The organism is Oligoflexus sp. (assembly GCF_035638955.1).
Taxonomy (GTDB): Bacteria; Bdellovibrionota_B; Oligoflexia; order Oligoflexales; family Oligoflexaceae; genus Oligoflexus.
The window spans coordinates 1-9,489 of sequence record NZ_DASQYZ010000202.1 but is presented as its reverse complement, the minus strand read 5'-3'; the positions used below and the strand labels follow the sequence as shown (position 1 = coordinate 9,489).

Genomic DNA, 9,489 nt, shown 5'->3' with positions numbered 1-9,489 from the left:
GTTGCGCAGAAGAATATGAAGGAAGCGCTGTGGACGCTTCGCCCCAATACTGGCGACGTTGCCGAGATGCATCAGAAAAGCCCCATCGCCATCCAGGACGCAGGTGTGTCGATCACTCCGGAACTGCGCAAACCCCAGCCCTATGGCATTGAGGAACCCCATGCCTCCCACGCTGTAGAAGCAAGGATGTGTTATCTTGTCCTTTTGTAGAGCCCACAACTCGCGCGAAGTAAAACCTGTGGTGGAAAAAAATACAGCATCGGCTGGCGCGATTTGCAAAACGGATTCCAGATATTGAATACGAAGAGGTTGGTCAACCTTGGCTGGAATTTTTTTTGCGCTCAGACGACCTGCCTCAATCAAAATTGCCGACAAGGGTGGCAAGTCCGATTGTAGAAATTTCTGCAAGGCTTCGGTATTTTGCACGAGGGCGCTCTCCACCTGGCAGACTCTGAGAATGTCATAGGTTGCCTGGCCCATGGTCTGATGCTGGGGCTCATCCTTGATTCCGGGGGCCCCACGCCAGCCGATGATGAACAAGACAGGAATTCGATAGACCTGGGCATGGGCCATGCTCATCAAGGGATTGATGAGATTGCCGAGGCCGGAGTTTTGCAGAAATACGACTGCTTTCTTGCCTGTAGCCAAATGGTAGCCGATGGCAAGGGAAAGGGCTTCACCTTCCTGGCTTGCTATTTGAAAGGCTCCGCTGACCTCATTTCGGGTGGCATAGTCGATCCAGTCACTCAGAACCGAATCGGGAACGCCTACAAAATATTCATAGCCTGCATCCAGTAGGGCCTCGTGAAAACTTTGGCCGTTCATTGTGGAATATCCGCCTGCTCTGGTACGAGTTGTGTGTGGGTTAGCTGCTGCTTCAGGACCCTTTGCTGCGGAATCAAATGAAAGAGGCGGTGGATACTCGTGATGTGAGGTTCGGATTCAAGTGTACGATCGTCGCTTAGTATGCTGCTGCAGACATTTTCCATGGCCTGTATCGAAGCGCGCAGCATATGATTAGCAAAGATGACGACATGAAATCCGACAGCGAAAAGTTCCTGCGCCGTGAACTGCGGGTAAGCCGTTGGAATGCAGGCAAACCAGACGGGTTTATTCCAGGATGACGTAAAACCCTGCAAGGCTTGCATGAAGGTGAAGACTTCCTGTCCGGTAGGATCCACAGATTGGATGACGATACCGTCGGCTCCTGCGCGAATATAAGATTCAGCCCGATACACCGCTTCATCCATGCCCTGTGATGCGATTAGAGCTTCCGTGCGGGCCCAGACCATGAATGAGGCGCTGATTTTTTCGCTCTGAGCGGCTCGAATTTTTTCGCTGAAATGATCGCAGTCGGCCAGCTGCTGGTCGGCGCCTTTGATGAGACTATTTTTCTTGGGGAAAATCTTGTCTTCCACCACACAACCAGAGGCCCCGATCTGCTCCAGCTTATGCACGAAGTCGATGAAACTGCTGAGTTCCCCACCGGTATCTGCATCGACAAGCAAAGGTAAATGCGTAGTTTTGGTGAGTTCGAACACATTCTGCGTGCGCCGGGGATAACCCAGAACTTCGGTGTCAGGCAAGCCAGCGATCGAGGAATCACCAAGTGAACTCATCCATAGACCATCAAATCCACTGGCAGGCCCCTGATCTCCAATCGGGCGAGCCAGACTGGCTATGCGTGCGGCGAGAGGACTATGAGCCTCCATAAGACGCAGCTGCGGAGCTCTTTGCAGTTTTTCTAAAAGCATCGGGCGCCGATGCTCGGGCAACAGCGGGTAATGAGGCATACGCGGTCCTTCCCTGGAATGGTCTGCAAGCTGCTGTTAAAGGCTAAAGTTGGCAGCATGCTAGCAAAAGCGGAAAGACCGAGGCAAGTTCCTTCTGGCTTGACAATCTGGATGGGTATTCCATACCCCCGTCCTTTAATCTTCAAGCCGCTCCACGAGACGCCGCAGAAGACCCGGCTATGTGCTGAGGGATAAGCGCATACATGCTGGGCTGCAGCGTGATAACGAATTCGACAGCTGCTGCCTGGTCGATGCTGCGGACCTCTTGCAGAAAATGCAGTGATATCGTTCCACCAGCGCTTTCCACATGTTCGCGGATGGCCTCCATGCCAACGCCTCGTCCGGAGATTTCTGTGACTTTATCAGCGGTCGAAAAGCCTGACTGAAAAATAAGCGAGGCGATGACAGCCGGATCCTCTTCATCGGGTGCCAGCATTTTCTTTTCCACACCGACCTGTTTGATCGTGTGCAAGCGGAGGCCAGCGCCATCGTCAGAGAACCTGATAAGCAGCCGATCCGGGCTTGCTGTGAGGTCGAGCCGCAGGGTGCCCTGGGCCGGTTTTCCCTGACTTTCCCTTTGCATGCCATCCTCGAGGCCGTGGTCCATGGAATTACGAATCAGATGAGTAAAGACGTTGGACAAGAGGATAACGGCATCATTCGATAGGCCCACTTCGCCGCCATTGATCCGGACGCAGGGCACGTCTTTTTTGAGTTGTCGGGCTAGGCTTGTCACTTCCGCAAAGATGGCACCGAAGACTTCACTCGATGGCTTGTAACAGGCGTGAAACAGTTCGCGCTCGAAATCATGGAACCTGGTCCGCACATGACCCGGCAGCTCATTCAGTAAAGCCAGACCCTGCTCGACGGTGAATCGGTCGAAGGATTTTTTCGCGTTATCGGAACGCCCCAGCTTTTCCGAGCTGATTCTAACATACTTGGCAAGCTCATCACTGACACGCTGATAATCGGCGAGCAGTTTCGCCTGGTCCCAGGCTGCATGACCATCCCGCAGGGCCCCGCAATATTCTTCAGCACCATGCAGGGCATCCACGAGACTGCTGAATTTGAACGCCCGCGATGAAGCCTTCAGAGTGTGGTAGTTGATATAGATCATTTTTAGCCCGCGCTCACTCATCGCCTCGTGGGCAAGGATAATCTTCTGGGTCTCATCGAGGAATTTTCGGGCCTGATTGAAATAGAGACGACAGGATTCGGCAGGAATAGCCAGCAACTTTTCTATTCGGGCCAACTCCTCGCGTTGTTCGACACTCTTTTCTTCGAGAGCCCGGAATTGCGTGACATCGCGTGCCACCACCAGTATTTTCTCGACTCGATTGAACTCATCATTAATGTTCTGCCAGCTCAGTTCGATAATTTTGCCAAGCCTCATGATCTCTTCTGGCAAATGACAGGCGTTCATTTGAAAGTTCAGTGCATCCTCTCCCAAGGACGTCTCCAGGATGGACGCCACCAGTCCCAGCTCGTCAGCTGTCAGGCTGCTATCACGCAGGAAGAGGTCGATTGGATTTTTATCCGCGATATCTTTTTTATCCAGGATGATTTCGAGGTGATCCGAATAATGTTTCTCGATCAGGATGCCGGGCAGGATCGTGAAGATGCCCTGCTTGATATGAGTCATGACCGATGCGATATGCCTGGTCTTTTGATTGACCAGCATCTCAACTCGTTCGACGTTCTTCCTCAAATCCGTGTTCAAATCCTCGATCTGTTTCTGGCTGGCCATTTGCTGCAGTTTGATTTTGTCTCCCAGCGCCAGGGACAAGAGCACGAGTTCGACTGCAGAGCCTATCGTCACGCCGTGATGCGTAAAGAAATTATTGGGGAGGAGGCCGATGTTTTTAATGACATAAATACCGATCGCCATCAGGAGCACGGTAAAAGCCAAAGCAAAGTAGCGAGCCGCGCGAAGACCCCGTTTCAAGCACACGACAACCGCCGTCATCACAAAAACGGAACCCAGGATCGTCAGAACGTTGGCGGCTTTTATCATCAGGTTATAGGGGGCAAAAAAGGAACAAACGCATACGCCCACACTCAAGCCCATCATCAGCAGCATAATCTTGTCGACAAAGCGCGTCATGCGTCGAGTTTCCAGGAAGTGCCGGGAAAAGACCACCAGCCAGAAACAGGTGAAGCCGATGGTGAACGAGACGCTGGAGTTGGCCCACCAGGGCTGATTTGGCCAGAGATACTGAAACGCCAATCCGGTGAAGGACAGCTGGAAAATGCAGTAGCCAAAGATGTAAAGCACATAGTAGAGATAGTTGATGTCCCGTACCGAAAGGTAAAGGAAGAGATTGTATACGATCATAACGAGGATGATGCCGTAGTAGATCCCAAGGCCAAAGACCTCGTTGATTTTGCCTTCAGAAAAAGCCTGGGGTGAGCTGAGAGTCATCGGCAGGAGCACAACATCGCTGGCCACTCGGATATAATAGGTCTGAGCCTGGTCGGGTTTCGGCGCCAGAAAAAACACAAAGTTCCGGTCTTCGAATTCCCGGCTTTTGAAAGGGAAATGATCCCCTGTCACGGATCGGACATAGCCTTGATCAGTCGGCCGATGAAGCTCGATGCGATTGTACATGGGATAAGTGAATTCAAGAAGCCACTGGGGAATGCGTTCAGCCTTGTTCACGAGCGTGAATCGGGCCCAGTAAGCCGAGCGGGTAAAGCCGAAGTTGGGCACCTTGTCATGGCTTTGCTGCCAGCGGCCTTGCATGGCTTCAGAACGAACGTCATCCAGCGTCAGCTTTCCCTGAGGATCCTCAAAGATCTCGACGGCCAAACCCAACTCATGCGTTTCAAGGGATCCATCCAGAATGATGGGCGCCGCGTGGACACCAGGACTCAGGATGCAGGCGAGGACCAGAAACCCTATCCAGATATGCAGAATTTTGAAGCGCATGAGACTCCACACCCTGAAACCGAAAGATTCAATCTCTTCCACAGCATGGCTTCGGCATAATCCCTCGAAAGTTGATCGTCTGATGGCAGGGAATAATGATTTCGCAGAAAGGAAGGACGTGAGCTGTCTGGCTTTGCCGCTCGGCCACACAAATGTCCAGTTTGTCCAAGTAAATGCACAAGATGACAAACTCGGGTATGCGGTTCCACTGGCCCCGGCTTGCATCGAAGGCGCTGTGCCGTGTAAAATAGGAGTAATCTTAAATTAGGTCCGACCGTGGTCCCACCGGGATAGCCCCGAATTTCTCTGCAAATTTTACCGATAGTAGGATTGCCATGAGCCTACGCTATGACAAAATTGTGTCTAATTCAAAGTCCGACACGACATGGACTTCATACAGCGACCTTTTCATGATGCTCTCAGCAGTGTTCCTGCTGCTCTACGTCACTACAAGCTTGCGCAGTAGCACCGATGGCATCAAGCAGAAATTGGAATTCCAAGCGCTTGCTGCTGAAGCGGCTGATCTGCGTGAACAGAATCGAGTTTACAACACTCTCAAGGACGAACAGCTCGAGAAAGAAGGGTCTGCCAGCGAGCAGCGCGTCTATCAGCAGTTGATGAGCAAGCTGACTCTGCTCCAGGAAGAAGCGAAGACTGAAAAAGAGCAGCTCCGCGCTCAAGCCCTGGAGAATGAGAACAAGGAAGCAGCACTCAACCAATATCAGCAGATTGTACGGAACATCATCAACGCAAACGTCCTAGCCAAAGCCAGCATCAAGCAGCGCGACGAGACTATTGAGACGAAGCGCCAGACGATCCGCGAAAATCAGCGTGATCTCGATGCAAAAACACAGGAAATTGGCGGTCTTCGGCAGACTATTCTCGAGAAAGAGAAGGTGGTCGCTGCCAACAATCAGGAAATTTCGGAGACCAAGCGATCCCTCGATCAACAGGTCGCCGAAGTTCGTGCTGTCCAGGCTCGAGAAAAGACATCGAAGTCTGAGATGGAACAAAAGATTGCCGCGATGCGCAAAGAATCTGAAGCGAAGATCTCTGAGTTGTCCGCCCAGAATCAGATGACCGACAAGCAATTGTCGGAAGCTAAAGATCAACTGGCTGATGCTTCAGCCGTTATCGATCAACGAACGGCTGAACGCAATAAGCTGGTCTCCGATCTCGGTGAAACCAAACGCAAATTCCAAGCGCAGGTAGCGTCTTTGCAGGAAAAACATGCAAAGGATTCAGCAGGCGCTCGAGCCGCTTTTGAAAAAGACCTCGCCGCTATGAAATTGTCGAGCGACGAGCGGGCTAAACGTGAGGCTGAATTTGCGAAGAAGGCTCAGGGTGAAGCTGATCGCCTCAAGCAGGATCTGGCCGAGCTTGATGGAAAAATCAAGGATGCCGAGGGTAAGCTCGCGACTGCTGAATCCGCTCAGAAGAAATTTCAAGGACATATTGCTGGCCTCGAGAAGGAAAAAGCGGCTTTGAGCGGCGACCTTGAAAAGTCGAATAACATCATTAGAGCGAAGAAGGATCTTGCCGATAAGATTGCACGCAACTTCGGTAAGGCAGGCGTCGGCGCGACGGTGGATCCAAACACGGGCGACGTAACCCTGGCGTTCGGCAAAGATTACTTCGATACGGGTAAAGCTGATCTGAAGCCGGGAATGGAAAGCAAGCTTTTGAAATCTGTTCCGACCTATGCGGAAACCTTGCTGAAGGATCCGAAGCTCGCCGAGAAGATCGCGTCGGTTGAAATCATTGGCTTTGCATCACCCACCTATAAGGGGAAGCTGGTCGATCCTGAAAGCTTGAATATCGAAGACCAGGTTGCCGTTAATTACAACCTGGATTTAAGCTACAATCGCGCCAAGTCCATCTTTAATTACATCTTTGACACGCGAAAAATGCAGTACTCGCATCAGAAGCAGCTGCTTCCCTTGGTGAAGGTCACTGGACGCAGCTATTTGGCCGAAGACATCAAAGGTCGCGATGTTTCCAAAGGCATCAAGCAAGACGATTATTGTCGCGAACATGATTGCATGCAAGCGCAAAAGGTCATTATCCGGTTCAATCTCAAGGACTAAAAGGAAGTTTCATGATTAACTCTCTGATCAACTCCGTCGTCGACTGGATAGTCGTGTTCGCTACGGACGCCCTGATGCCATTCATGGTCGTGACCTTCATTGTCGCCGTGATCTTGAGGCTTATCATTTCTTTTACCGTTTCGCGGGAACTTTGGTTCAGCAAAGAGTTCGAGAAACGTGTGAATCATTTCCTTGAAGAGTCTGACGCCAAAACCGACCTGTCATTCTTCGTCACAACCAAACGACTCCTCGAGAAGACCTACTATGAGCTCTTCGTGGTGCGCTCGATTATGAAGCGTCGCAAGCCCGATGCTGTTACGTCGCTCACGGACCGCCTGTTCTTAATCCAGCACGGCTGCGCCCGTACGGTACGCAATACCCTCAACCAGACCCGTTTCTTGAAATACGGAGCGCATCCGCCGCGGCTCCTTGAAATTGCCAAGAACGTTTTAGAGAGCAATCCTTGCTTCAATAGAGCTCTGGGTGTTATCCCAACGGGATCGTTCAATGAATTTCTTCATACGCTGACGTCGCTCTTTATTGTCGGCGGTATCTTTGGAACGTTCCTGGGTATCATGAAGGCGTTGCCCGAACTCAGCGGTATGAACCTTAATGACATCGAAGGCACGAAAGCGGTCATGGACACCTTTTTGATCAAAGTATCGTTCTCGATGAGCACATCGATTGTTGGCATTATACTTTCGGTCGTCCTAACAATGCTTAATATGTTCTTTTCCGCAGACCGGATGTACCTGTCGGCAGTCGATCGTTTCGAGGCTTCTCTCTCGTTGCTATGGACGCGCTGCTCAAACAATACCATGCCGGTTGATGTTCAGCAGTTTGATGAGCATAGAGATCCTATGGAAGCCTTGGCCGAACAGGCCTTAGGCGAAGAACTCGCAAAAAAGAAGCCCTTTATCCAAAAGGTAGCTTAAAGCGAAATCGTTAAAAAAATGCTAAAAACCTCGGGGGATCAATCCAGAAATGGTGATCCCCCGTCGCTTTCCTCTGAAGACGACTGGGAAATTCCTGGGTATTTCGGAAAATGCTTAATAGCAGGGCCACTTAAGGACTTCTGCGAGCGTGCCGATGAGCCAGGGTAATCCTGGGGAGGAAGGGCGATTAACAGTAAGAATACCAAGCAGCAACACGTGCCGGTAGCTGAGCTTGCCGAGGCCGATCGCCGCCTCGCCGAGCTGCAAGCGCAGGCTGAAATGGTAGCTGATGCTGCTACGTCGTTGAAGGTCATGATTACGACCGAGACCCGTGATGCTCTGAATGCCTACCAGGAACAAGCCGCCTCCGCCTTGGATGAACTCGCGATTTATCGTGCGCGGGTGGAGGAGACTGTTGCTTCGGTAGCGGAAACCCTCGTCTCTGATTTGGAAGTGACAATGCGCGACGTGGCCGCTCGTCAAGCCGAGGCGATGGTTGCGGCATTTCGCGGAATTCCCTCCGCCGCAGTCACAACAAATGAAAAGAGCAAGCCGCGTTCTGGGTTTGCTTTTCGTGCTTCTCCGGCCGAGTCAGCTGCCGTTCTATCTGACGCTGAGAATCGCGCCAACAGCCTCAGAGAGGAAGCGGATCGCTATGCTGAAGAACAGCGTGCGCGTGCCGACCGGGAATATGCCGAGCGAAAAGTGCGCGAGGAGAATGAGTTCAAGGCAAGACGCGCCAAGCAGGAAGAGCACCTTGCCAGGCAGAAGGAAGAACAACGCCAGGAATCAATCGCCGCTCAGGAACGATACGCCGCAATCCTGGCTTCAAAGATACGAACAGTTATTGCTCTTCACACTGAAAAAGGCGTGAACGGTGATTTAGCAGCCCTGGCAGCCGCCCTCGAGGGTGAATTCAGGCAGGTTCAGTCGATGGAGCTCGAGAGTGGAGAGGCGACGGTCAAGAAACGATATAAATTTGATCCGGTCGCTCTCGAATCCGTGCGATCTTATTGGCTTAAGATGGCCATGGGCGTTGTCGCTTCAGCGGCTATCATTTGGACATACACGGCAAACCCCGAGATTAAAGCCAAACTCAAGAGTATTACAGATTTTAAATCAACGGGCCAGGATACATACGTGGCCAAGGTGGTTGAGGAACGGCGAAAATCATCCATTTACGCTCCGCCGCAGACATTTGAACTCAAGGATAGTTACACGGACAATGTGCTCTTTACGCAGGGGTACATTCAAACTGAGATGGACGAGTCGAATCAAAAGAAATGGATACTGGCGGTTAACACCTTTATTGTCCAGGACCTCGACCTGAGCGATAAGCTCGTCGCTCAGTTCATTCCCCTGGAGAAGGGACTCATTCGAAAGCTCGTGGAATTACGAGCTGAAATTACCCCACAGTTTGAGCAGCAAGGCATCAGTCGATTGCGTGAAGTCGAGAAAGAGGCCACGACGAAAATTTTGGCTCTCTTTGATCAAGATACGGCGGCCTATGAACGACTTATGACTTTTAAGAAGACGTTTTTGAAAGCCAATCGCGTTCACTTCAAGCCTACCTTGAAAGGCCGCTAATCCCGTAATCAAGCTCATCTTCCCAGCGCCCAACGGTCATATCGGGCGAGGAACAATCCCAGGCAGCTTACCAGGACATAGAGGTAATTGTCGCTCGCCACATCGTACTTTCCAGCGAAGACCATACCCACAGCCAGGCTGACGAGAAGCAAGCTGCT

Annotated in this window: 6 protein-coding genes; 3 read left to right on the top strand and 3 right to left on the bottom strand. The window is 51.5% G+C overall.

All coding sequences use genetic code 11. The features are described from left to right. From VE954_RS18735 to VE954_RS18725, 3 genes are all read right to left on the bottom strand, one after another. Positions 1-825: thiamine pyrophosphate-binding protein (locus tag VE954_RS18735; RefSeq protein ID WP_324955535.1), on the bottom strand; the 825-nt coding region annotated here is incomplete at its 3' end. Beyond that, entirely contained in the window at positions 822-1,793 is a 972-nt protein-coding gene (locus VE954_RS18730) for an isocitrate lyase/phosphoenolpyruvate mutase family protein (RefSeq protein ID WP_324955533.1), read from the bottom strand. The genes VE954_RS18730 and VE954_RS18735, both read right to left, overlap by 4 nt. 142 nt (positions 1,794-1,935) lie before the next feature. After that, entirely contained in the window at positions 1,936-4,722 is a 2,787-nt protein-coding gene (locus VE954_RS18725; RefSeq protein ID WP_324955531.1) for a 7TM diverse intracellular signaling domain-containing protein, read from the bottom strand. Positions 4,723-5,132: 410 nt separating this feature from the next. Between VE954_RS18725 and VE954_RS18720 the strand changes: the two genes are divergently transcribed. The 3 genes from VE954_RS18720 (at position 5,133) to VE954_RS18710 (ending at position 9,331) form a co-directional block, all read left to right on the top strand. Then, entirely contained in the window at positions 5,133-6,809 is a 1,677-nt protein-coding gene (locus tag VE954_RS18720; RefSeq protein ID WP_324955529.1) for a hypothetical protein, read from the top strand. An 11-nt stretch (positions 6,810-6,820) separates the two neighbouring features. Next, positions 6,821-7,744, top strand: coding sequence for a hypothetical protein (locus tag VE954_RS18715; RefSeq protein WP_324955527.1), 924 nt, complete (start codon positions 6,821-6,823; stop codon positions 7,742-7,744). Between the two features lie 216 nt (positions 7,745-7,960). Further along, a complete protein-coding gene (locus VE954_RS18710; protein ID WP_324955525.1) occupies positions 7,961-9,331 on the top strand; it encodes a hypothetical protein in 1,371 nt (456 codons plus the stop codon). Positions 9,332-9,489 lie beyond the last annotated feature (158 nt).

What these genes read in the sequence shown, in the direction of transcription:
- VE954_RS18730 (WP_324955533.1), bottom strand. Translation starts at nt 1,793, where the DNA reads ATGCCTCATTACCCGCTGTTGCCCGAGCATCGGCGCCCGATGCTTTTA.
- VE954_RS18725 (WP_324955531.1), bottom strand. Translation starts at nt 4,722, where the DNA reads ATGCGCTTCAAAATTCTGCATATCTGGATAGGGTTTCTGGTCCTCGCC.
- VE954_RS18720 (WP_324955529.1), top strand. Translation starts at nt 5,133, where the DNA reads ATGATGCTCTCAGCAGTGTTCCTGCTGCTCTACGTCACTACAAGCTTG.
- VE954_RS18715 (WP_324955527.1), top strand. Translation starts at nt 6,821, where the DNA reads ATGATTAACTCTCTGATCAACTCCGTCGTCGACTGGATAGTCGTGTTC.